General features: G+C 61.6%; 21 protein-coding genes. 6 read left to right on the top strand and 15 right to left on the bottom strand.

What is annotated here, in order from left to right:
* Position 1: 1 nt before the first annotated feature.
* The 3 genes from MFF34_RS12405 to MFF34_RS12395 form a co-directional block, all read right to left on the bottom strand.
* Positions 2 to 835: an alpha/beta fold hydrolase gene (locus MFF34_RS12405; RefSeq protein ID WP_238214203.1), complete on the bottom strand. Its 834-nt coding sequence runs from the start codon at positions 833 to 835 to the stop codon at positions 2 to 4.
* Positions 836 to 871: 36 nt separating this feature from the next.
* Entirely contained in the window at positions 872 to 1,954 is a 1,083-nt protein-coding gene (locus MFF34_RS12400) for an alkene reductase (protein ID WP_238214201.1), read from the bottom strand.
* 89 nt (positions 1,955 to 2,043) lie between these two features.
* On the bottom strand, positions 2,044 to 2,883 hold the full coding sequence (locus MFF34_RS12395) for an alpha/beta fold hydrolase (protein WP_238214199.1): 840 nt from the start codon (positions 2,881 to 2,883) through the stop codon (positions 2,044 to 2,046).
* Positions 2,884 to 3,012: 129 nt separating this feature from the next.
* On the opposite strand from MFF34_RS12395, the gene MFF34_RS12390 reads away from it, so the two are divergent.
* From MFF34_RS12390 to MFF34_RS12380, 3 genes are all read left to right on the top strand, one after another.
* The gene (locus MFF34_RS12390; RefSeq protein WP_238214197.1) at positions 3,013 to 3,567 is read left to right on the top strand and encodes a TetR/AcrR family transcriptional regulator; all 555 of its coding nucleotides are present in this window, start codon (positions 3,013 to 3,015) and stop codon (positions 3,565 to 3,567) included.
* A gap of 444 nt (positions 3,568 to 4,011) precedes the next feature.
* A complete protein-coding gene (locus tag MFF34_RS12385) occupies positions 4,012 to 4,257 on the top strand; it encodes a hypothetical protein (protein WP_238214195.1) in 246 nt (81 codons plus the stop codon).
* Positions 4,254 to 4,748, top strand: a complete 495-nt coding sequence (locus MFF34_RS12380) for a substrate-binding domain-containing protein (RefSeq protein WP_238214185.1) — start codon at positions 4,254 to 4,256, stop codon at positions 4,746 to 4,748. Before MFF34_RS12385 ends, MFF34_RS12380 begins: the two co-directional genes overlap by 4 nt.
* A 468-nt stretch (positions 4,749 to 5,216) precedes the next feature.
* On the opposite strand, the gene MFF34_RS12375 is transcribed toward MFF34_RS12380, so the two are convergent.
* The 5 genes from MFF34_RS12375 to MFF34_RS12355 form a co-directional block, all read right to left on the bottom strand.
* Positions 5,217 to 5,654: a heme-binding protein gene (locus tag MFF34_RS12375; protein ID WP_238214183.1), complete on the bottom strand. Its 438-nt coding sequence runs from the start codon at positions 5,652 to 5,654 to the stop codon at positions 5,217 to 5,219.
* The gene (locus tag MFF34_RS12370) at positions 5,647 to 7,029 is read right to left on the bottom strand and encodes an amidohydrolase family protein (RefSeq protein ID WP_238214181.1); all 1,383 of its coding nucleotides are present in this window, start codon (positions 7,027 to 7,029) and stop codon (positions 5,647 to 5,649) included. The genes MFF34_RS12375 and MFF34_RS12370 overlap by 8 nt, the downstream gene beginning before the upstream one ends.
* Positions 7,030 to 7,137: 108 nt before the next feature.
* A complete protein-coding gene (locus MFF34_RS12365) occupies positions 7,138 to 8,061 on the bottom strand; it encodes a LysR family transcriptional regulator (protein WP_238214179.1) in 924 nt (307 codons plus the stop codon).
* Entirely contained in the window at positions 8,043 to 8,432 is a 390-nt protein-coding gene (locus tag MFF34_RS12360; protein WP_027593283.1) for a Rieske 2Fe-2S domain-containing protein, read from the bottom strand. The genes MFF34_RS12365 and MFF34_RS12360 overlap by 19 nt, the downstream gene beginning before the upstream one ends.
* 64 nt (positions 8,433 to 8,496) lie before the next feature.
* The gene (locus tag MFF34_RS12355; RefSeq protein WP_238214177.1) at positions 8,497 to 9,624 is read right to left on the bottom strand and encodes an FAD-dependent oxidoreductase; all 1,128 of its coding nucleotides are present in this window, start codon (positions 9,622 to 9,624) and stop codon (positions 8,497 to 8,499) included.
* Positions 9,625 to 9,843: 219 nt separating this feature from the next.
* On the opposite strand from MFF34_RS12355, the gene MFF34_RS12350 reads away from it, so the two are divergent.
* From MFF34_RS12350 to MFF34_RS12340, 3 genes are all read left to right on the top strand, one after another.
* Positions 9,844 to 10,767, top strand: coding sequence for a LysR family transcriptional regulator (locus MFF34_RS12350; RefSeq protein WP_238214175.1), 924 nt, complete (start codon positions 9,844 to 9,846; stop codon positions 10,765 to 10,767).
* A gap of 353 nt (positions 10,768 to 11,120) precedes the next feature.
* Positions 11,121 to 12,278 carry a S9 family peptidase gene (locus MFF34_RS12345; RefSeq protein WP_238214173.1) on the top strand — a complete coding sequence of 386 codons (1,158 nt, stop codon included), beginning with the start codon at positions 11,121 to 11,123 and terminating at the stop codon, positions 12,276 to 12,278.
* Positions 12,279 to 12,300: 22 nt separating this feature from the next.
* Entirely contained in the window at positions 12,301 to 13,236 is a 936-nt protein-coding gene (locus tag MFF34_RS12340; protein ID WP_238214171.1) for a VOC family protein, read from the top strand.
* Between the two features lie 123 nt (positions 13,237 to 13,359).
* Here MFF34_RS12340 and MFF34_RS12335 read toward each other — a convergent pair whose 3' ends face one another.
* From MFF34_RS12335 to MFF34_RS12305, 7 genes are read right to left on the bottom strand one after another with little or no spacing between them, the layout of a single operon-like run.
* Positions 13,360 to 14,367: a formylglycine-generating enzyme family protein gene (locus tag MFF34_RS12335; protein ID WP_238214168.1), complete on the bottom strand. Its 1,008-nt coding sequence runs from the start codon at positions 14,365 to 14,367 to the stop codon at positions 13,360 to 13,362.
* The gene (locus MFF34_RS12330; RefSeq protein WP_238214166.1) at positions 14,364 to 16,001 is read right to left on the bottom strand and encodes an arylsulfatase; all 1,638 of its coding nucleotides are present in this window, start codon (positions 15,999 to 16,001) and stop codon (positions 14,364 to 14,366) included. Before MFF34_RS12330 ends, MFF34_RS12335 begins: the two co-directional genes overlap by 4 nt.
* Before the next feature lie 18 nt (positions 16,002 to 16,019).
* On the bottom strand, positions 16,020 to 16,808 hold the full coding sequence (locus MFF34_RS12325; RefSeq protein ID WP_238214164.1) for a cyclase family protein: 789 nt from the start codon (positions 16,806 to 16,808) through the stop codon (positions 16,020 to 16,022).
* Positions 16,809 to 16,819: 11 nt separating this feature from the next.
* On the bottom strand, positions 16,820 to 17,800 hold the full coding sequence (locus tag MFF34_RS12320; protein WP_238214155.1) for an NAD-dependent epimerase/dehydratase family protein: 981 nt from the start codon (positions 17,798 to 17,800) through the stop codon (positions 16,820 to 16,822).
* Positions 17,791 to 18,783 carry a fumarylacetoacetate hydrolase family protein gene (locus tag MFF34_RS12315; protein ID WP_238214152.1) on the bottom strand — a complete coding sequence of 331 codons (993 nt, stop codon included), beginning with the start codon at positions 18,781 to 18,783 and terminating at the stop codon, positions 17,791 to 17,793. Before MFF34_RS12315 ends, MFF34_RS12320 begins: the two co-directional genes overlap by 10 nt.
* Positions 18,780 to 19,352, bottom strand: coding sequence for a cupin domain-containing protein (locus tag MFF34_RS12310; RefSeq protein ID WP_238214143.1), 573 nt, complete (start codon positions 19,350 to 19,352; stop codon positions 18,780 to 18,782). Before MFF34_RS12310 ends, MFF34_RS12315 begins: the two co-directional genes overlap by 4 nt.
* Positions 19,353 to 19,398: 46 nt before the next feature.
* A complete protein-coding gene (locus MFF34_RS12305) occupies positions 19,399 to 20,604 on the bottom strand; it encodes an MFS transporter (RefSeq protein WP_099429312.1) in 1,206 nt (401 codons plus the stop codon).
* Between the last annotated feature and the right edge of the window lie 25 nt (positions 20,605 to 20,629).

The following is a 20,629-nucleotide window of genomic DNA, read 5'->3' as shown; positions in this document are numbered from 1 at the left end:
CTTAGTCACGAAGAAATGCGAGAGCTTTCGAAGAGAAGTCAGCATGGTTCTGGAAAATTCCTCCGTGACCAGCATCCTCGTAGATAACCAGCGTAGAGCCAGAAATGCGCTCTGCCATATCGCTGCTAAGTGCGGACGGAACCATGATGTCTTGGTCACCGTTGGCGATAAGCACCGGAATATCCAGGCTAGACAAGTCCTGTGGAGCTTGCTGCCCCCAGGCCTGAATGGCTTGAAGCTGGCGACCGAAGACTTCCTGAGTGACAGGAAGATCGCGGTCGCTCTGGCGTTCAAGCATGGCATTCAGAAAAGCATTAGCAGCCTGCTGGCTCGCCTCGCTCGACGTGAAGAAGAGATAGGTCTTCGGATCAATTCCTTCGGACATCGCCTTCTGGATCAGCGGCATGGAAACCACGGCGACTTGGTCAATGTCCTTGCCCCCGGCAGGGCCGGTGCCGGTCAGGATCAGTTTACGCACCAGGCCAGGCTGGGTGATCGCGATCTCCTGAGCAACGAAGCCACCCAACGAGAAGCCAAAGAGGTCGACCTTGTCGAAGCCCAGTGCCTTGATCAGCGCCACGGAATCGCGGGCCATTTCTGCGACGGTAAGCGGCGCGACACCACCAGACAAACCAATGCCGCGATAGTCCGTGGCGATCACATGGTGATGCTTAGCCAGCTCGTCGACGATGCGTGGATCGAAGTTGTCGAGAACGGCTCCCCAATGATTCAGGAGGATGAGGGGAACGCTACCTTGGCGCCCGAGCTCACGGTAAGCGAAGGCAACACCATCGATCTCGAGGGTCTGGTTGGGTGCGGCGATGTACTGGGTCATATCAATGATCTCTAATTGAAGATGGACGCGCTGGGCTTAAGCATTTTCCAGTGCGGGATAATCGATGTAACCCGCTGCACCGCCGCCGTAGAGGGTCGTGGGGTCGAAGCTGGCCAACGCAGCACCGGAGTTCAGACGCTCGACCAAGTCAGGGTTTGCGATGAAGGGCCGGCCAATCGCAAACAGATCCGCTTGACCTGCCGCCAATTGAGAGGAAGCGAGCTCCACGTCGTAGCCGTTGTTGACGATCACGGTGTTGGCGAAGCGCTTGCGCAGCCTGGCGTAATCGAACGGAGAAATATCGCGTGGGCCACCCGGCACACCTTCAATAACGTGGAGGTACACCAGGCCAAGCTCATTGAGCTTGTCGATCAAGTAGTCGTACTGCTCTTGAGCATTGGTGCTGGAAACATCATTGAACGGGGAGACAGGCGAAATGCGGATACCCGTGCGTTCGGCGCCAATTTCTGATGCCACCGCCTGGGCAATTTCCAGAACGAGCCGTGCCCGGTTGGCTACCGAACCACCATAAGCGTCGGTTCGTTTGTTCGCGCTGTCCTTCAGGAACTGATCTAGCAGGTAGCCGTTGGCTGCATGGATCTCGACCCCATCGAAGCCGGCCTTGATGGCGTTAGCTGCAGACTGTCGGAAGTCTTCGACAATGCCTGGGAGTTCTTCGATACGAAGCGCACGAGGCTCGGAGACATCCACGAGTTCGTTATTCACGGAGACCTTGGTAGCAGCTCGAATTGCAGAAGGTGCTACAGGCGGTTGACCGTCTTGGTAAACGACGTGCGATACCCGGCCAACGTGCCAGATCTGAAGGAAGATACGACCTCCCTCAGCATGGACGGCCTCGGTCACTTCGCGCCAAGCGTTCACCTGTTCTTGGGTGAAGATACCAGGCGTGTTCTGGTAGCCCTGAGCTTGCTTTGAAACCTGGGTAGCTTCAGTGATCAACAACCCTGCAGAAGCGCGCTGGCTATAGTAGGTAGCGGCGAACTGGCTCGGCAGCAGGCCCTCCTCCGCTCGGTTGCGCGTCAGCGGCGCCATCACGATACGGTTTGAAAGGGTGATTGCCCCAAGGGTGTAGGGCTCAAATACGGATTTCTCAGTCATTCTCAACATTCCAATACTACGAATCAGGTTTCAAACTCTCGGCTGTTGAAGACGCTTACGCGCCCCCGGCAGCTCAGGTGGGAGTGGCCTTACTCTTGCAAGAATTGGAGAGCGTGTTTCAGGAAGCGCTCGGGGTACTGGAAGTGAGCGGCGTGACCGGAGTCGGGGTAGATCAGCAGCTGGGCATTCGGGATGTTCTGCACCAAGCTCCACGAATTGATCGAAGGAATCATGACGTCGTCTACGCCATTAACTACCAGGGTGGGCTGCTTGAGCTCGTTAAGGTAGGAGAAGCGGTTCTCTCCCTGTGCGGATTGGACATAGGCTGCAAAAGCAGCGCCCTGAGCCATTGCGACATCAATCGAGCTAGGGGTGTCCTGATCGGCGCGCTGGTTGCGGCGCTCCCAGAACGCCAGGCCCGCTTTCTTGGCTGCTTCCGAACGACCGAAGAAGAGGAACAGGAAGTTTTCGATGGTCGGAACGGGGTTCGAAGCGGCCTCTCTCACCCCCTCCGCCATGGTTGGATCACCACCGCGCAGTCCGGTGCCGAGCAGCAAAAGCTTGCGTACCAACTCGGGGTGACGAAGCGCCACCTCCTGAACTTGCAGACCACCGATGGAGAAGCCAAGCAGGTCGACTTGGGTCAGCCCCAGTGCCTTGATGGCCGCTGCAATGTCATCCGCCATTTGCTCAATGGTCGTGGCCGGTGTTCCCGACGACGACGCTACACCCCTACCGTTCAGCAGGATCACTTCACGATCCGCAGCCAGACCATCAGTGATGATCGGATCCCAGTGATCGAGCCCGCCACGGAAGTGGGCAATGAAGACCAGGGGAACACCAGAAGGATTACCCCAGCGACGGTAGGTGAAGGTGTCGCCGCCTACTTCTACTGTGCGGGTCGGAACGGTGAGATGGGTATAGCTCATGACGTTTTGCTCTCTCAGTGGAAGACATAGCCTAATGATGATGATCGTCATCAATCCAGTCAACAACTTTGATTATGAACGTCATCAATGTATGATATTGGCTGGCTTGATAGCGAAGAGAGCTGAGAAATGAAGGTCACCAAGGCCCAAGCACAAGCTAACCGGGCTCATATCGTGGAAACGTCTTCCACGCTATTCCGTGAGCGCGGCTACGACGGCGTGGGTGTTGCAGACCTCATGGGAGCTGCCGGCTTCACCCACGGCGGTTTTTACAAACACTTCAAATCCAAGGCGGATTTGATAGGTGAATCCGCGACGTGCGGAATCAACAAGACGGTCGAGCAGATGCAGGGCATCGAACTCGCCGACTTCGTCAATTTCTACCTGTCCCGCAAGCACCGCGATGAGAAAGGGAAAGGTTGCACCCTAGCGGCACTGGGCGGAGACGCCGCTCGACAGTCCAATGACATCAAAGCAGCTTACGAGGCTGGGATTGAAAAGTTGCTGGAGGTTTTACAGGGCAAGGATGACGAACCGAAAGCAAGTCGTGCGAAAATCATCGACACCTTCGCACACGCCCTCGGCGCCTTGATTCTGTCTCGCGCTTGTCCGGACGACTCACCACTTGCTGATGAAGTGCTCAGCGTGTGCCGTGAGCAGATCATGGACAAATTGACGCCCTGAGGCAGGCCCATCCATTCCCCATGAGCGTCACTGCTCGAGCATGAGTCGTTTCCACTTGAAAGGTGGATGCCCTGGTATGGAGATCAGGCCGCCCGCATCTGCGGCGTCTTCGGCCACTTCCCTAGGCGCAACCTTTTCCCCGCCCTCAACAGATGACTGATCAGCAGGCAGATCAGTCGAATCGAGAGCACCTACACATTCGGTAGTTCCAGGTACAGGCTTTTGCATCGAGCGTCCTTAGAGTCAGAAACCATAAGCCCAATGATTATGATCATCATCATTAAAGTCAAACCTTTGATGTCAACCATAATCATTGAATGCGATAGCTGCCGTTCCTGATGAGGTGGCTGGCATGGCCAGACCGTTCGATCCGAATGCGACTTACTTGAATTCCAGGCGAAAAAACCGCCAACAGGGGCGGTTCGCAACGAACCACCATTCGGCATGATCAATGCCATCGATATGCACACCCGTAAAGTGCTGTGGCAGAACCCGCTGGGTACTGCTCGTGCGAACGGCCCGTTCGGCTTGCCAACCGGCCTGCCAGTTCGTTTCGGCGTACCAAGCAACGGCGGCCCGATCACTACCCCAGGCGGTCTGGTATTCATCGCTGCTGCGACCGACAACCTGAGACCGACTTCGTCGGGGCAGACAACTACGTCGGCATACAACTCGCCACCCAGCACTTGATTGACCTCGGCCATCGGGACATTGCCTTCGTCGGGCGCAACAGCACCTATTCGGTAAGCATGGAGCGTTTGCACAGCTACATGGAGTGCTTGGAGAAAAACGGGATTACCCCAAATCCGGACTGGATGATCGAAACTGCCATCAGCCTGGCTGGCGGCAAAGACGGCATGAGTCGCCTGCTCGACATGGATCGTCGGCCGACAGGAGTGGTTTGCTACAACGACCTGATTGCCACTGGCGCGCTCAGCGAGCTGGGCAACCGAGGACTTAAGGCGGGTGAGGACATTGCTTTGATCGGGAGTGACGGGGTCGCGAGCTCCGCATACTGCAACCCTCCCCTCACCACCGTGGCCCTGGAGCCTGAGCGTATTGGAGAGGTTGCTAGCGAAATGCTCATGAAGCGCCTGAAGAACCCAGACGCCCCTGCCATGAAGTTCTTACTCAAACCGAAGCTGATTGTGCGTAAAAGCTGCGGCCTGACGCGTAACTAATCAACCCGAGAATTGGCAGCTATGCAGGAGGCTCGGAGAATTATTTACTTCTTATTAGCACGCGCAGGTTGGTTACCTTTCTGCCGCCTGTCAATCCTCAGCGAGAGCCGAGCAGCTTCATAAAAACAGACTTTGTTCTTTCCGAATGTGAGCTGACGAGCCGCACCTTGCGGCCCGCTATCAGAGATCTTGACTTTGGTCGCTAGGGCTTCCTGTGTGACGCGGGCGTTCATCCCATTCCCGATCTTTCCTCCCTCTTGTACGTCGACCGGTTCATCAACTGGATCGCCCACAACTGCATCCGTTGAATTCCCAACGGCAATACAACACATGCATCTAGGGCTTGGATTGGCGCGGGCAGATTTGAGACTGAAACTTTTTCAAATATCCGAGGCTGAGCGCACCAAATAAGCGCATGAAACGAGAAAAGCCACCCAAGCCGCAGTGGCAAAAGTGGCCTTTTTCCTATCAACATGCCCCACTGTCGGGCATCAAGTTTGCCCCCAGCACGCCGGCAATCGCACAGCGTTCATCGTTGTCGGAGCTGTCACCGCTGATACCGATAGCGCCGATCACTTCCCCTGCCCCGTTACGCACCAGCACTCCGCCGGGCACCGGAACCATATTGCCGCCGGCCAGGGCACTCAATGCATTGAAGAATGCAGGAAGCGCGGCAGCACGACGGGCAAGTTCGCGGCCGCCAAAGCCCATGCCGAGCACTGAGGCGGCCTTGCCCGACGCGATTTGCGGTCGCAGCAGGCTGGCGCGCTCGTCGCGTTTGAGCGCCAGCAGGTGACCGCCGGCATCCAGTACCGCAGCACAAAGTGGCTGCAAGGCTAACCGCCGGCCCTCTGCCAGCGCAGTGTCGACCATCTGCGACGCCAGTTCCAGGGTGAGCTTATTCATGCCGGCCTACCTCTTGCTCAGATTCAGGTGCGCTGCGCTTGCCCATTTCCACGGCCCGTTGCCGGGTGTGAAGTTCGGCCCATTTCACCGTGTTGAAGTCACTGACCTTGTAGGGATCGTAGCCCGGTACCTGGGCCTCCACGCGATGACCGCCTAGGTACACGTCACGTATGCGCTCGCGCTCCTGAAGAATCGAGACGTTCTGCAGGGGGGAGCCATCAACACAGATGAAGTCGGCGCGACGGCCCACCTCGATGGCGCCCACCTGCTGCGACACGGGCATCATCCGCGCGGCAACCGAGGTTGCCGCGCGCAATGCCTGGGCAGGGCTGAAACCCAACCAGTCGACAAAAATCTCGATTTCACGGGCGTGCCATTCACCGTAGGGAGTGATGGCGAAACCGCTGTCACTGCCGGTCATGAACGGCACACCGGCTTCCCGAGCGCGGCGCAAGTTGCGACAACCCACCTCGATCACACGGCGCTGCATCGCAGCGTAACCACAGCGGGTCGAAGGCTCGTAATCCTCGGCAAATTCGACGTTGTTGGCGAGCATGGTGAAGGTCGGAGCGAGGTGACTACCCGATTCGAGTATTGCCTCGATGCAGGCATCGTCCAGGAAAAAACCGTGGAAGATTACGTCCACCCCCGCCTTCGCCGCATACAGCACCGCTTCGCGGCCATAGGCATGCACGGCGACCTTTTTTCCAAGGCGGTGGATCTCCTCGACCATGGCGCGGGTCTCGTCCTCAGTGAACGCAGCGATATGTTCACCGTTGGGACGCATGTGCGGGCCGTCCATAGCGATCTTGATCAGGTCGACGCCGTCCTTGGCCTGGCGACGGATTTCCGCAATCTGCTCGTCGCGGGTAGCGCACAGGCGGCCAGAGAAATACTCAGGCGTACCGACCCAACTGGGGAACCAATCGTTCAGGCTCTGCCGGTTGGCGATTACATTGCTGCTGGCGGCAATGCGTGGGCCAGTGAACATACCGGCATTGATAGCGTTGCGTACGGCAATGCTGCAATGCCCGGCGTCACCCGGCACCACCACCGAGGTGTAGCCGGCGGCCAATACATGCTGGGTAAAAAACAGACCGCGCAGGGCGCGAAATTCCGGCGAGACGTGCAGGTCGATGTCTTCCTCGCTCTTGGCGTTGCCGAACACCAGATGGGTGTGGACATCCACCAGGCCGGGCATGACGAAGTGTCCGCCAGTGTCAATCACGCGTTCGCCAGGCAATGGCTGCGGAGCGGTCTGGCGAGGGCCGACATGGGTGAACACACCCTTTTCGATGATCAGCACCTGGTCGTGGCGAGCCTGGTCCTCAAGGCCAGTAAAGAGTGTTTGGCAGTGAACGTGGCGTCTGGGCATGGCGGTCTGTCCTGTTGTTGTCGTACCGACACGGTATTGGGCAGCCAATGCCTGAGGAAGTGAAGTTTCCTGCTAGCCGGCCATGACAGAAATTGATAGCCGGCGTGGTCAGCCCGCCACCTCCGCCAACAACTGGCGCAGCCAGATCAGCGCCGGGTCACTGTCCTGGTAGGCGTGCCATTGCATCACCTGCAGAGTGGCGGGAATGGCGAGTGGTGGTGGCAGCAGGCGCAGAGGAAAGCGCTGCGCGTAGAGGTGCGCCAGGCGACTGTGCAGGGTCGATAGGCAGGGGCCGCCAACGATGAATTCCGGTATCAACGCGAACTGGTCCACCGCCACAGCCACCCGCCGCGCCAGCCCTTGGCTTGCGATAAATTCCGCTTCCATGCTGCCCTGGGCGCCTGCGCCGGTCTCGCGGACCACATGTGGCGCTGCCAAGTAATGCTCCAGCGTGAGGCCGTCCATCAGGGCGCAGTTATCCCTGCAGGCAATGACGCTGAAGCTGTCTTCGAACAACGGTTGTTGCGGATGACGCGCCGAGCTATGGGCAAGCGGCAGGATCACCAGGTCGCAGTGCCGGTGCTCCAGGGCCTCATCCACCAGGCTGCCCGGCTCGGCACCGCGCAGCGGCACCAGCGTGAGAAGTTGCAAGCCGACCTGGGGCGCAAGGCTGGCCAACCGTCGCATCAGCGCCGGCATGAGCACCGCGATCACATAATCCGACGCAATGATGCGGAACTTGCGGCGCGCCGCTCCCGGGTCGAAGCTTGCATTGGCGAAGGCAATGCCCCGCGCGTTTTCCAGTACCTGGTCGATACGTGGGTGCAGTGATTGCATCAGCGCCGTGGGCAGCATGGCGCCGCCCACGAGGACAAACAGCGGATCGTTAAAATGCTCCCGCAGGCGACCCAGGGCCGCGCTGACCGCTGACTGGGTCAGGTGCAGGCGCACCGCGGCGCGCGTGACGTGCTGCTCCACAAACAAAGCGTCCAGCACCACCAGAAGGTTCAGGTCTAGTCCATGGAAGCGCACGCAATAGCCTCATCGTTTGCCCGAGGGCCACCCTCCTCCAGCCATACGTTTCCCGAAACGTCGACCTTTACCATCAGTGCTTGCAGCGACTGGCCCTGACAGGGGCCGAGCACGCAGAAGCCGTTGTCGGGCTGAAACAGCGCACCATGCGCAAAGCAGACGATGTGCCGGCCATCGCCAGACATGAAGCGGTCCTTGCGGTACTGCATGGCCACGTCCAGGTGTGGGCACAGGTTTCGATAGACACGCACCTGGCCACGCCAGCGCAACGCAAGCACAGTGTCACGCCCCTGGGCCCAAGGGTCGAACCCACGTGCAAGGCCTTCCTGCAACTGGTCGTCGCGGCAGAGCAATGTCAAATCCTGGGACACAGAGACCTCGATAACTCAGGGGGTGAACGCGTAAGCACCGGAATAGCCGCCACGGCTAGCAGTTTCAGATCGGTTCGGCGGTCAGCTTGAGCATCGCCTTGGTCAGTCCGATGCGATCGAACGTCGCGTCACGGGCCATTTCCCTCTCCCCGGCCATGATCGAGTTCTCGCTGATGTACTTGCAGCGCTCAAAGCGGCGCGTCATGAAACGCTCAAGCCGCTCCTCCACCGAACCGCTGCCGCACAGCTCCAGGCTCAGAACCAGTGCGTCCTCGATTGCCATCCCGGCGCCCTGCCCCAGATGCGGCGTGGTTGCATGAGCCGCGTCGCCAATCAGCAGCACACGGCCTTTGAACCAAGGTTCGTTGACGAACACCACTTCCATGGGTTTGTAGACCACCTGGCTGCTGTCGGTAATCTGCTCGCGCAGCTCGCCCACTAGGCCTGCGATCTTACTGATGCGGTCACGCATCAGTTCGGCCAACTGTGCCGGCTCATAGCGGGGGTTACCCGGCTCGTGAGAGGTGGAGAACATGTACATCAGCTCGTCGGACAGCGGTACCAGGCCGGCGTTGCCCTCAGCACCGACATAGCTCGCCAGATGATCAATGGAAGGATGTCGAGGAAAGTTGTAGCGCCACACGGCCTGCCCGGTGAAACGCGGCTTGTAGGTGTCGCCAAAGAGCATGCCGCGAATCTTCGAGTAAACGCCATCTGCCCCCACAACCAAGTCGTAGCGAGCAGCGCTGCCATCGGTGAAGCTCACATCCACGCCGGCCGCGTCTTGTTGGAAGGAATCTACCGACAAGCCAAGGCGTACCTGGGTGCCAAGATCGATCGCAGTGGTGCTCAGCACCTGGTGCAGAGACAGGCGCGAGATACCGACGTTGGCGGGATACTCCGGGCCGGCCAGGCGCTGGCCTGGGATGCGTACCAGGGCATTGCCCTGCAGATCGTAGATGCCAACATCCTCGAAGGCATAGGCCGCTTCGAGGTAGCCTTCGAGCACGCCGAGGCGGGCCATCTCTCGCACCACGTTGCTCTGCTGAATGATGCCGACACCATAGACGGTCCACTCGGACTTGATTTCCACCAGGTCCACCGCGATGCCCTGGCGGCGCAATGCGATGGCCGCGCAGAGGCCACCAATCCCGCCGCCGACTACGAGTACCTTGCTGATATCGCTGCTCATGGATGAATCCTTGTTCTTGTTGTGGGAGCGCAGGGTCGATCGCGAGCGTGACAACCCGAGCATTAACAGTGTTTTGACCGGGACCACGCCAGCGCGGCTGGATAGCACAACAACAGAGAGGCCCTTAGGAGCACAGGCTAGGAACGCAGGAACAATTTGACTAATCGTTAGTCGGGATGCAGGGTATCGCGAAAATAAATACAACAAGAGATGCCCGTGATGCGCTTTAAACACCTGGATTTGAACCTCCTGGTGGCGCTGGATGTACTGCTCGAAGAGCAGAACATCACCCGTGCCGCCACCCGCCTGCACATGACCCAATCGGCCACCAGCGGTGTGCTCGGACGCCTGCGGACCTACTTCGAAGATGACCTGCTAGTGCAGGTGGGCCGCAAGATGATGCCCACCCCACTGGCAAAGGAACTGGCGTTACCGGTTCGCGACGTACTGCTGAAAATCCAGACCTCCATCACCGCCAAACCGGTGCACGACATCTCCGAGAGTAAACGTCACTTCCGCATCATGGCCTCGGACTACCTGATCAGCGTGCTGTTCGCCGAAGCGATTCGCGAGATCAACCACGAAGCCCCGAACATCACCTTCGAACTCATCAGCCCCGGCCAGACCGCCATGGAAATGCTCATGCGCGGCGAAGTGGACCTGATGATCGCGCCAGAGCACTTCATCGTTAAGGAGCACCCCTCACAGCTCTTGTTCGACGAACAGCACGTCTGCGTGGTGTGCGCCGAGAACCACAGCATCGGCGAGCGCCTCACACTGGAACGCTACCTTGAGCTGGGCCATGTCGGCGTCGCCTTCGGGCGCAGCCGTACGCCCGGCATAGAGGAGTGGTTCATGAGCCAATACGGCTGCAAACGCCGCGTGGAAGTCATCACCCACGACTTCAATACCTTGGCGCAACTGGTCATTGGGACCCAACGCATCGCCACCATGCACAGCCGCCTGGCACGGCTTTATGCACGCAACCTGCCGCTGCGCATCTTGCCGCCGCCGGTGGAGCTGCCGGCCATGCAGGAATACATGAGTTGGCACCGCAGCCTGGACCGTGACCCCATGCTGCGCTGGCTGCGCGAAAAGCTGACGGAGATGGTCAGCCGCCCAGAGTCTGCCGTTACCGCTTGAGCCCCTCGGCATTCGGGGTCCCGCTACGGCCCCATCCCGGATGCGCCAACCAATCGATACTGGCGATGCGTGCCCTCAGCGTTCGCCATGCCTGCCGTCACGGCGGCACGCCAGGTATCTCGCAATCCGATAGCTGGCATCCGAACAAGCGATTTGTCCAATCCTTTGGCCCATGCGAGCTTGCGCAAGCTGCCCCAAGGGGCGGCCGACGCCCGCGCCACTGCCTGATGCGGGAGCGTTCACACCGGGTTGCCCGACTTGAGCCCTGCCGATCTGCGAACAGCGCCTCGGGCGATAGCCCTGGCTATGCAGGGTCGATGGCGGCCAGGACCAGAAGAAGGAAAAACAACAATATGTTCCGCTATTTCCCCACCAACTACGTTTGGAACCTCTCAGTAAACCTCGCTATTGAGATGGGCGCGCGCATCGGTGAAATCGTCGAAATGTGCGAACCGCTTCAGGAAGCCGCCAAGCAACCTGACGCCGCCGGAACCCGCGCCTTTCGAGAAGCCTGGTCGAAGACGGCCGACAAACTCTGTGACCTGGCCCGCGAGGACGAAGAGAAAGGCCGCCTGCTTTCGGCCGGCGAAAAGTACAACCGTGCCGCAACCTACTACCTCACAGGTGAACGGCTTCAAGCTCACGGCGCCCCAGGTCGCATGGAGCTTTACCAACGCTTCCTCGACACCTTCGCCCGCGGCATCGCGCTCTCCGGCGAGAACTGCGAGCGGGTCGAGATCCCCTATGAGGGCAAAGTCATTTCCGGGCTATTCATCCGTGCCGAAGGCGTACAGGGGCCGGCGCCTCTACTGCTGCAACTCAACGGCCTGGATTCCACGAAAGAAATGAAATACCGAGTTGGCCTGCCGGCCTGGCTCGCCAAGCGGGGCGTGTCATCGCTGGTGATCGACCAGCCGGGCACCGGCGAAGCGCTGCGCCTGCACGACCTGAAAGCCCGTTATGACGCCGAGCATTGGGGCAGCCGCGTGTTCGACTGGCTGGAAACCCGTGCGGATGTGGACCCCAAGCGCATCGGCTGCGAAGGCGTGTCGCTGGGCGGCTACTACTGCCCGCGTGTGGTGGCTTTCGAGCCGCGCTTTGCCTGTGGCGTGGTGTGGGGCGCCAACCACGACTGGCGCGACGTGCAAAAGCGCCGCCTGGAACGCGAAGGCAGCTTCCCGGTGCCGCATTACTGGGAGCACGTGCGCTGGGTCTGGGGCGGTAAGAACATCGACGAATTCATGACCATCGCCGAAAACGTCCACCTGGACGGCGTGGTGGAGCGGATCAAGGTGCCGTTCCTGGTCACCCATGGCGAGCAGGACTCACAGATCCCGCTCAAATGGGCCCACCGCACCTACGAACAACTGGTCAATAGCCCCAAGCGCGAACTCAAGATCTTCACCCCGCGCGAAGGCGGTGTGCAGCACTCCAGCTTCGATAACTCCATTAACGCCGGCCAGTACATCGCCGACTGGGTCGCCGAAAACCTCGGTGGTCGTACCGCCTGATAGACGAGAAGAGAAACCGACCATGAAGATCATCGGACCTGATTACCTTGTGTTCGGCGTCGACAACGTCGACGCCTGCGTGCAATACCTCACCGACTACGGTTTGAAGCCGGGCAAGCTGGACGAAGCCGGCGGCTACCTTGAGGCTCTGGACGGCACAGGTATTGAAATTCGCCACCGCGACGACCCACGCCTGCCCAAGGCCATGGAGACTGCGAACACCCTGCGCGAAACTGTTTACGGCGTAGCCGACGAAGCCACCCTGCAGGCCATCGAGGCCGAACTTTCCAAGGACCGCACCGTTGTGCGTGGGGAGGACGGCGTTTTGCGCGTGGTGGACGACATGGGCTTCGCCCTGGGTTTTCGCATCACCCTGCGCCGCCCGTTGGTGATGCCCGGCGAAATAAGCAACGCCCCCGGCGCACAGTTGGGCCGCGCCATCAACTCGCTGGGCGCCAGCGACGACATCCCGGCTTTGCCACGCAGCCTGTCGCATGTGGTCTATTTCGTGCCTGACCAGGCCAAGGCAGAAGCGTTCTACACCCGCCTGGGCTTTGTCTGCACCGACCGCTTCGTCGACACCGGCCCCTTCCTGCGCCCGGCTGGCACCCAGGACCACCATACCCTGTTCCTGATCCAGACGCCGCCGTTCATGAAAGGTATCGAACACTTTACCTTCCACATGGGTGGCCCAACCGAGGTGATGATTGCCGGTACCCGCTTCGTCGAGAAAGGCTATGAGTCGTTCTGGGGGCCAGGGCGTCACCAGCTGGGGTCCAACTGGTTCTGGTACTTCAACAGCCCCATGGGCTGCCACGTGGAATACGACGCCGACATGGACCTGCATGACGAGCGCTGGACCGCGCGGGTTGCAGCGCCCGGTGCCGATAACTCGCAGTACTTCCTCTTCCACTACCAGGAAAAATGGGCCCCTGGCGGCCCGCCACCCAAACATTGAGGGTGGGTGGTTCCACGAACGCTGACACGCCGTGAGCGGGTCGCCCCCATACCCTGGGGCGACCCGCTCTTCGTTTCCCGGCAAACCGGTTGGCGAGGGGTCATTCAGACTGCTTGTACTACCCTACCACTCCGAGTGGGTCAAGGTTGTTGGCGGGATACGGCGAATGGTGCGAAAGCCCACATGAGAGGTCGCCAGGTCCGCATCCTGGCGCTCACGTGCCGCCGTGCGATAGCGGGCGCAATAGGACGCGGCGCAAAGGTAGGAGCCACCCTTGATGACCTGGGGACGCGACCGTGCAAGCGCGCTACGCAATTGGCTCGGATCGCCATTGGCGTGACTGATCAGCGGCCCCCATTGGGCATCTGCCGTCCATTCCCAAACGTTGCCGATCATGTCGAACAGCCCAGCGGCGTTGGTGGCAAAACAGCCCACTGGGGCAACGCCAGCGAAACCGTCCTCGGCTGCGTCATGCACGGGGAACACGCCCTGCCAGTAATTTGCGGCGGGCTGGCCGTTGCTGTCGCGTGGTTCCTCGCCGAGACGTTGCGAGGGGTCAACGCCGCGCGCTGCATATTCCCACTCGGCCTCGCTGGGAAGGTCGTTGCCGCGCCACTGTGCGTAGGCCTGGGCGTCCGCCAGGGTGACCAAGGTCACTGGGTATTGGTCCAGGTTGGCCAACGGCCCGTCCGGGCCCGATGGGTGGCGCCAGTCAGCCCCCCTTACGTAACGCCACCAAGGCAACGCCGACCCGTCGCTGGCCGTGTCCAGCGGTACGTGGAACAACGCGGCGCCACCGGAGCGCTCAGCCTCGGTGATGTAATGGGTAGCCTCGACAAAGGCGCCGAACTGCGCGCGGGTAACTTCGGTGCGATCGATCCAGAAGTCGCCGACGTGCACTGCGGCGAACGGTCGCTCATCCGGGTAACCCCCATCAGTGCCGGGGGTAAAACGCCCGCCGCTGACGCGGATCATCCCGGCCAGCGGGTCGTTGCCCCAACCCGCCGGCAAGCCACCGTAGGCCTCGCAGCCGGCGACATTGCCCAAGGGCAGGCTGGTGGGCGGCCGCGCAGCTACCGTCGCCAGGGCCAGCACACTCAAGCAACCGACGACGAAGAGCTGGCGCCTCATGGGGCATTGGCCAGAGGCGGTGCGACCACTCCGACACGGCGGGCGTAGTCCTGCCAGGCCTGCTGCAAGCGTTGCGTCGTTTCCGGCTGGCTGGCGGAGAGGTCGTGCTGCTCGCCGCGATCGTGCGACAAGTCGAACAACTGCCAACGCAACGCTGGCTGGGGCTGGCCCGGCATGCTCCAGGGCACCAGGCCCAGGAGTTTCAGGTTACCTTCACGGTAATAGCGGCTGCCAAACAGCTCACCGGCCATTACCGGCCCAGCCCGGCCTTTGCCTTCGAGCATCGGCAGCATGGAGCGGCCGGTGATGGGATGCTTGGGCTGGCCTTGGTACTGGTCACCCGGGTCCGGCAGACCCGCCAGGGCGAGGAAGGTCGGCGCTAGGTCATCCACCCGTGCCACACCACGTTCCAGCCCCTGACGACGCAGGCTGGCCGGCAATTGTACGATGGCCGGCACGCTGATACCGCCTTCGGCGGTGCTGCCCTTGAACAGCCGCAGTGGCGCCGCGCTCACCTCTGCCCAGCGCAGCCCGTAGTCGATCTGCGACCCGCGTCGGCCGAGATTCTCCAGGCGGTTGTCGGTATTCGGCGCCGCGGGGTAGTACTGCTCGTGGCGTTCGCCAGCGGGGCCGTTGTCGGACATGAAAACGATCAAGGTGTTGTCCATCTGGCCGCTGGTCTGCAGGTATTCCAGCAGGCGACCGACGTTGTGGTCGAGGTTGTCCACCATCGCGGCGTAGATCTCCATCTTGCGCGCCTCGATGCGCTTGCGCTGGGGGTCCAGTTGGTCCCAGCCAGGCAACTGCGGGGTGACCGGGAGCGGCGCGGCGCTCTGGAAGTCGGCAGGCAGCAGACCTTTTTCTTTCATGCGCTCGATTCGCGCCTGGCGAACCGCGTCGTAGCCGCCGTCGTAGCGACCGCGGTATTTATCCAGGTAAGCCTGCGGTGCTTGCAACGGCCAGTGTGGCGAGGTGTAAGCCGCATACGCGAAGAAGGGTTTGCCACTGCCCTGCCCCGCCTTCAGGTACGCCAGCAACTTGTCGGTATAGAAGTCCGTGGAATAGAAGTCATCTGGAAGCTCCACTGGCTTGCCATTCTCGCGGTAAGAGAGTTGTTCGATCTTCGCGGTCGAGCCAGGGGCGGGCTTGAAGTGCACCCCACCCCCTTCGAGCAGGGTGAAAGACTGCTCGAAGCCACGACGGTCCGGGCCCTGCTCCGGGGCCAGGCCCAAGTGCCACTTGCCGACCATGGCGGTACGGTAACCACCATCGCGCAACAGGCCGGCGATGGAGTGCGCCTGTTGGTTGAGGTAGCCCTCATAGCCTGGCTTGCCTCGCTGGAATGGCTGCATCCCTTCGGCCATGGTACCCAGCCCGGCCAGGTGATTGTCGGTGCCGGACATCAGCATGGATCGGGTCGGCGAACAGGTCGGCGCAGCGTACATGCTGGTCAGCTGCAGACCACTGGCCGCCAGGTGATCGAGGCTCGGTGTGGCAATTTCACCACCGAAGGCGCCGAGGTCGGAGTAGCCCAGGTCATCGGCCACGATCAGCAGTATATTGGGGCGCTCGGCCGCATCGGCGAGCACTGGCGCAAGGCACGCTAGGGCCGCCAACAGTATGCGTAATCGCATGGGGAGTTGCTCCTGTTCTTATTCTTCGAAGATGGCCACGGCGCGGACGAAGCCGGCCGAGGCATGCTTGATCTTGTAAGGGAAGCAAGACACCAAAAAGCCGCTGGCCGGCAGGCAATCAAGGTTGGCCAGTTTCTCCATCTGGCCGTAGCCGATGTCGCGCCCAGCCTTGTGGCCTTCCCAGATGATCGACGCATCGCCACTCTCGGCGAAGCGTTCGCGGGTGTACTTGAAGGGCGCGTCCCAGCTCCAAGCGTCGGTACCCACGACTCGCACGCCGCGCTCCAGCAGGTAGAGGGTGGCTTCACGGCCCATGCCGACGCCTGCTTCCAGATACCCCGGCTCGCCGAACAGGCTGCCGGCACGGGTGTTCACCAGCACGATGTCCAGCGGCTGCAACTCATGGCCGATACGCGAAAGCTCAGCGTGCACCTCGGCGCCAGTCACCACATGGCCATCGGGCAGGTGGCGAAAGTCCAGCTTCACTCCCGCTTGTAGGCACCACTCCAGCGGCAGTTCATCGATACCGAACGCCGGCTTGCCGCCGTCGGTGGTAGAGGCGTAGTGCCAAGGCGCATCCATGTGGGTGCCGCTGTGGGTGGTGATCGACAGGCGCTCTGCTGCCCACGACTCGTGCCCCGGCATCTGGTCCAGGGACAGGCCAGGGAACATCGCGGCCATTTCTGGCCAACCCTGCTGGTGGTCCATGTAGTCGATCTTGGGCAGCAGCGGCGGCGGGTCGGTGTAGGGGTTGTTGTCCAGCGTTACCGAGAGATCGACGAGGCGGCGTTTACGGGCAAGGGTCATGGCAGCAGGTCTCAAAGGGTTTGTAATGACGCGCGCGCATGGCGCGGGCGTTGGCTCAGGCTAAGGGCGTTACGCACCAGGGTTTGGGCAGAGCCATCGTGATGAAATCCCAGGGCTCGCGATTGCGGGGTACGCAAAGGCGGATAGCGGCCGAACAACGCCTCCAGGTCCGCGTTCGGCTGGTAGCTCACCAAGGCCCGACGGTCGTCGCCGAAGGCCTCGGCCAGGGCTTCGACCACTTGGTCCATGGCCAGGTGCAGCACTGGCAACTGCCACACCCGCTGAGGGCCGGGGTTTTGCAGTTCGGCGGCATGCAGCAGGTTGTCGACGCAGCAACGCGCCGACATCCACCAGGCGGTGGCCTTCGGCGATACCGGGCAGCAATAGTTTTCTCCCGCGGCAAGGGCGTGCATCAGGTCGCTCATGAAGGCCGAACGCAAGCCATTCGGCTCGCGGGGCCTTGCGACGATGCCCGGTAGCCGCAATGCGCGGCCATCTACCTCGCCACGGCGGGCGAGGTCATTGAGCTGGGTTTCCACCATGACCTTGTGCGCGCCATAAGACAGCGCCGGACGCGGCATCCACTGCTCGTCCATGCGTGCCGGCAGTTGCGCACCGTACACGGCCACGCTGCTGGCGTAGACCAGCACCGGTGACCGCGCAGCGTTGCGCAACTGGTCGAGCAATTCCAGGGTCGCCAGCAGATTCACCTGCCGGCCCAATGCATAGTGCTCCTCGGCTGCGCCGCCGGGGACGCTCACCAGATGGAACACGACATCCACGCCATCGGCCAGGGCGCGGCGTAACAGGGTCGGTTCTGCGATGCTGCCGGCGAGCAAGCGCAGGCGCGGGTCGGAAGGAAAACCCTCCAGTTGCTGATCCAGTAACACCAGCGCTTCCAACGGCTGGCCGCGCAGTTGGCCCTTGTCCAGCAGTCGTTGCACCAGCAAGCGTCCAAGGAAACCGGCAGCTCCGGTAATCATCACGCGCATGGCGGGGCTGCCTGGACTACCTGCTGGTCGATGGCACCGAACAACGGCGAACCATCCGTGTTGCGCGCCTCCATGCGAATGCGGTGACCGAATTGTAGGAAGCCGGTGCGCGGCGCACCGTGTTCGATCATTTCAATGGCGCGGCACTCGGAAATACACGCCGATCCCACGCTGCGGTCGGCATTGGAAACGGTGCCAGAGCCAATCACGCTGCCGGCGCCAAGGCGACGGGTCAGTGCGGCATGGGCGATCAACTGGTGGAAGCCGAAGTGCATGGCGCCGCCATGCGGGTGGCCAAACCACTGGCCGTTCCACTCCACGTTCAGCGGCAGGTGCACGCGACCGTCGCGCCAGGCACCTCCCAACTCGTCTGGGGTAACGGCCACCGGGGCGAAGCTGGAGGAGGATTTGGCCTGAACGAAGCCGAAGCCGGTCTTCATCTCCCGTGGTGCCAACGCCCGCAGGCTGACGTCGTTGACCTGCAGTACCAGGCGAATATGCTTCAGTGCCTGTTCGGCCGTGCAGCCCATGGGCACCTCGTCCACCAGCACAGCGAACTCGCCTTCGAAGTCGATGCCGTGGGCCTCGCTGGGCAGTGCAATGTCTTGCTGCGGGCCAAGGAAGTCGTCGCCAGCGCCCTGGTACATCAACGGCGTGGACTCTACGCCTTCGATGGGCGCAAGGTTGAACGCTCGCTGCATCAGCTCGCCGTGGCTGAGGAAGCAAGAGCCGTCCAGCCATTGCCATGCACGCGGCAGCGGCGCCATCACGCGGTTGGGTTCGAAGTCGAAGGCACCGGCGAGTTCACCTTTGTTAAGGGCATCATAGCGGCCGCGCAAGTCGGCCTCCACGTTCGGCCAGTCATCCACGGCCGCTTGCAACGTGGGGGCGATATCGGCGGCGTCCACCGCACGGCTCAAGTCACAGGAAACCAGTAGCAGGCGGCCGTCGCGGCTGCCGTCGTCGAGTGTGGCAAGCTTCATTGCAGCATCTCCTTGAGTTCGGGGGCGTAGCGGCCGTCAAGCAGGATGAAGACCATCCGCGCCATGTTCTCGGTGCGGTTGCTCCAGGCATGGTTGGTGCCGCGCTGGACCACGATGTCGCCGCGTTTGAGGTGGACTTCCTCGCCGTCGAGCACCAGCCACACCTCACCCTCGGTGACGAGGCCGTAGTCGAGGGTTTCGGTGCGGTGCATGAGCTTGTGCCTGGAGTCGGCCTTGCCAGTGCCTGCATGGGCTTGGCCGATCTCGGCGAAGGCCGCGGCGGCCTCCTCGGCGCTAACTTGGTTCTGCACGCTGTCCGGCGGGATATCCACCACACGGATAACACTGCCCTGGTCGCCGGGGGAAAGCTGCAGGGGCTTGTCGGTTGGGTCGGCGCCATTGTCCAGCAGCGCCGGGCTGACGCTGCTGTTCCAGACCTCATAGAACAGGGTGCCGGGCACCGCCTTGAGCGGGAAGTTGTTGGGCGTAGGGCCTGCCAGGGTGACCACGGCCCGGCCCTCCTTGTCGTGGCCGGTGACCACGCGCTGGAATGGGGGAAGTGCTTGCATGAAAACTCCTTTCAATCAATTGCCGTCACGAGGGGCATGGCTACCTCTAGATGTGATCAGGCGTGGTGGTAGCGCCAGCGCCGCGCGAACGGAAACACTTCGCCAGCACCACGCAGGCGAGCGCCAGCAGCAACTGGGCGACAGCCACCACGGTCAGGGCGCCAGGCAATTGGGCGACCACGCCGCCATTAAGGCCCAGCACCACCAGAGGGCTGATGAACTCGCCGGCGAATAGGGCCGCGGTGAAGCCTCCGGTGGCGCGGCCGCGCTGGGTGAAATCAACCTGCCTCATCACCCCGGTGATCAGGGTCGGCAGCATCAATCCGATGCCCAGGCCATTGATCAGCACCGCAACCACCACCAGCGCTGGGTTGTCGGTGGTGGCCATCAGCAGCCCACCGCCCCCGGCTGTGGCGAAAGCCAGCAGCAGCAGGTGTTGCCGGCGCTGGGCGTTGAGCAGGCGGAAGCTCAGTGCACCGGCCAGCACGCCGAGCTGGTTGGCGCCCATGGTCATGCCGATCTGCTGGGGCGAGTCGACGTGCAGCAAGGTGAGCAGGAAACCGGCTTGCACCGGCACGATGAATAGGCTGATGCCCGCCAGTACGGTGAGCAGGTACAACGGCAAGAGCCTGCGCCACGGGAAGTCTTCAGCCTTGCCAGACAACGCCGCGGCTTCAGCGACCTTCGGCTCCCAAAGCAGCATTGCCATCAGCGGCAGGAGCAACAGGCCGGCGCCGTACAGCACGAAAGGCAGACGCCAGTCGTTTTGCCCAAGTGCGCCGCCCAAGGCGATGAACACTGCCGCCGAAAGCGAAGTGGCGACCATCTGCAGGGCGAACAGGCGCTCGCGCCGCCCGCCCTGGTAGTAGTCACCCATCAGCGTCGTGCAGCAGGTCATGATGCCAGCCTCCGCCAGGCCCAGGCCTGCACGGCTGATGACGATACCCAGCAGCGACTCAAGCCACAGCGGCAGCAGCCCGCAGAGGCTGTAAAGCATCATCGAGGCCAGCAACAGCGGCTTGCGCCCCAGACGGTCGGCGATGACACCGGCAAAAGGCGCCAGAAGCGCGATCACCAATGCAGGAATAGTCAGGCTGATGGGCACCAGCACTTCGGCGCCGGGTGTATCGGCAAAATGCGCCTGCATGCGCGGCAGTACCGGTGCCAGCAGCACCGCGCCCAGCACCGGCAAACAGCTGCCAAACAGTAGCAACAAGGATTGCGGCAAACCCGCCTGGCGCTCAGTGCTCATTGCAGTGCGCCTCCATGGCCGTCTG

The organism is Pseudomonas sp. PAGU 2196, from assembly GCF_022179005.1.
Taxonomy (GTDB): Bacteria; Pseudomonadota; Gammaproteobacteria; order Pseudomonadales; family Pseudomonadaceae; genus Aquipseudomonas; species Aquipseudomonas kermanshahensis.
This window is presented reverse-complemented; position numbering and strand designations above follow the sequence as displayed.

What these genes read in the sequence shown, in the direction of transcription:
- MFF34_RS12405 (WP_238214203.1), bottom strand. Translation starts at nt 835, where the DNA reads ATGACCCAGTACATCGCCGCACCCAACCAGACCCTCGAGATCGATGGT.
- MFF34_RS12400 (WP_238214201.1), bottom strand. Translation starts at nt 1,954, where the DNA reads ATGACTGAGAAATCCGTATTTGAGCCCTACACCCTTGGGGCAATCACC.
- MFF34_RS12395 (WP_238214199.1), bottom strand. Translation starts at nt 2,883, where the DNA reads ATGAGCTATACCCATCTCACCGTTCCGACCCGCACAGTAGAAGTAGGC.
- MFF34_RS12390 (WP_238214197.1), top strand. Translation starts at nt 3,013, where the DNA reads ATGAAGGTCACCAAGGCCCAAGCACAAGCTAACCGGGCTCATATCGTG.
- MFF34_RS12385 (WP_238214195.1), top strand. Translation starts at nt 4,012, where the DNA reads ATGATCAATGCCATCGATATGCACACCCGTAAAGTGCTGTGGCAGAAC.
- MFF34_RS12375 (WP_238214183.1), bottom strand. Translation starts at nt 5,654, where the DNA reads ATGAATAAGCTCACCCTGGAACTGGCGTCGCAGATGGTCGACACTGCG.
- MFF34_RS12370 (WP_238214181.1), bottom strand. Translation starts at nt 7,029, where the DNA reads ATGCCCAGACGCCACGTTCACTGCCAAACACTCTTTACTGGCCTTGAG.
- MFF34_RS12355 (WP_238214177.1), bottom strand. Translation starts at nt 9,624, where the DNA reads ATGAGCAGCGATATCAGCAAGGTACTCGTAGTCGGCGGCGGGATTGGT.
- MFF34_RS12350 (WP_238214175.1), top strand. Translation starts at nt 9,844, where the DNA reads ATGCGCTTTAAACACCTGGATTTGAACCTCCTGGTGGCGCTGGATGTA.
- MFF34_RS12345 (WP_238214173.1), top strand. Translation starts at nt 11,121, where the DNA reads ATGTTCCGCTATTTCCCCACCAACTACGTTTGGAACCTCTCAGTAAAC.
- MFF34_RS12340 (WP_238214171.1), top strand. Translation starts at nt 12,301, where the DNA reads ATGAAGATCATCGGACCTGATTACCTTGTGTTCGGCGTCGACAACGTC.
- MFF34_RS12335 (WP_238214168.1), bottom strand. Translation starts at nt 14,367, where the DNA reads ATGAGGCGCCAGCTCTTCGTCGTCGGTTGCTTGAGTGTGCTGGCCCTG.
- MFF34_RS12330 (WP_238214166.1), bottom strand. Translation starts at nt 16,001, where the DNA reads ATGCGATTACGCATACTGTTGGCGGCCCTAGCGTGCCTTGCGCCAGTG.
- MFF34_RS12325 (WP_238214164.1), bottom strand. Translation starts at nt 16,808, where the DNA reads ATGACCCTTGCCCGTAAACGCCGCCTCGTCGATCTCTCGGTAACGCTG.
- MFF34_RS12320 (WP_238214155.1), bottom strand. Translation starts at nt 17,800, where the DNA reads ATGCGCGTGATGATTACCGGAGCTGCCGGTTTCCTTGGACGCTTGCTG.
- MFF34_RS12315 (WP_238214152.1), bottom strand. Translation starts at nt 18,783, where the DNA reads ATGAAGCTTGCCACACTCGACGACGGCAGCCGCGACGGCCGCCTGCTA.
- MFF34_RS12310 (WP_238214143.1), bottom strand. Translation starts at nt 19,352, where the DNA reads ATGCAAGCACTTCCCCCATTCCAGCGCGTGGTCACCGGCCACGACAAG.
- MFF34_RS12305 (WP_099429312.1), bottom strand. Translation starts at nt 20,604, where the DNA reads ATGAGCACTGAGCGCCAGGCGGGTTTGCCGCAATCCTTGTTGCTACTG.